At 61.0% G+C, this 1,088-nt stretch carries 1 protein-coding gene; it reads right to left on the reverse strand.

Going from position 1 to position 1,088, the window contains the following annotated elements; translation table 11 throughout:
• On the reverse strand, nt 1-933 hold a 933-nt coding region (locus CWO91_RS42255; RefSeq protein ID WP_130221180.1), incomplete at its 3' end, for an IS110 family transposase.
• Nucleotides 934-1,088 lie beyond the last annotated feature (155 nt).

The raw sequence follows: 1,088 nt of genomic DNA on the forward strand, positions 1-1,088 counted from the left end.
GGCGCTCTCATTCTGTCCTGGGCAAAGCCCGGCCCAGGCGACGAGATGGCCCGCACTGGGGAAGCGGTTCATGTCGCGGCCGATCTCGGCCAGGATCGACGTGCCAGCCAAGGTGCCGACACCCGGTATCGTGCATAACAGCCGGATCAGATCACGAAAGCAGGCCTGGCCGCCGGCTGCTCCCTCGTCCAGCCTAGTGATGGCCGCGTCGACTTGCCGATCGATCCGATCAATGGCGGCACCCAAGGCATCGTATTGCCCGATGTGGAGTTGCAGAAGAAAGCGATGATGGTCGGTCAGCCGGCCATGAAGCGCGTCATAAAGCTCTTTGGGAGAAGCCTTGATCTGCCGGTGAGCCAACGTTGCCAGCTTGCGCGGGTCGCGTACCCCCGAGATCATCGCCTCGATTATTCGCCGGCCGCTGCCCCCCATGACTTCGCAGATCACCGAACTGAGCTTGATGTTGGCAGCTTCCAGCGTCTTCTCGATCCTCTGCACATGCCGCGTTTGCTCCCGCGTCAGCTGCTTGCGGGTTCGCATCAGCGAGCGCAGTTCCTGCAGCCGTTCATCGGGCACGAAGCTCGGCTTCAGCAGACCGCACGCCATAAGATCGGCGATCCACATCGCATCGTTCATGTCCGTCTTGCGGCCCGGCACGTTCTTGATATGCGCGGCATTGACCAGGATTAACTCGAAAGTGCCCTCGCTCAGAATGTTCCAGACCGGCTTCCAGTACACGCCTGTTGCCTCCATGGCCACGTGCGTGCACCCGCTTTCTCTCAGCCAGTCGAGCAACGCCAGCAGCCCTGCCGTCGTCGTCTCAAATGTGCGACATTCCCGCTCTACTGTTCCAGCCGTCGTCTTCCGCACACAGGCGACAATCGTTGCCTTGTGCACATCCAATCCGGCCACTCGTTCGTACAATACATCCATCGGCTCCTCCAACGCTTGCACTGCCGGCGTGGGGCCTTGTCGATAGGAAGTCTAAGAAGCGTGCTCCAGGGCGTGTTCAACCCTTGGCTCCAGCTGGGGTCATCAAAGGCATCCCGGGTCCAACTCGCAATCGGGCTCTCGGCACCAGACAGCAG

The organism is Bradyrhizobium genosp. SA-3 (assembly GCF_004212635.1).
Classification (GTDB): Bacteria; Pseudomonadota; Alphaproteobacteria; order Rhizobiales; family Xanthobacteraceae; genus Bradyrhizobium.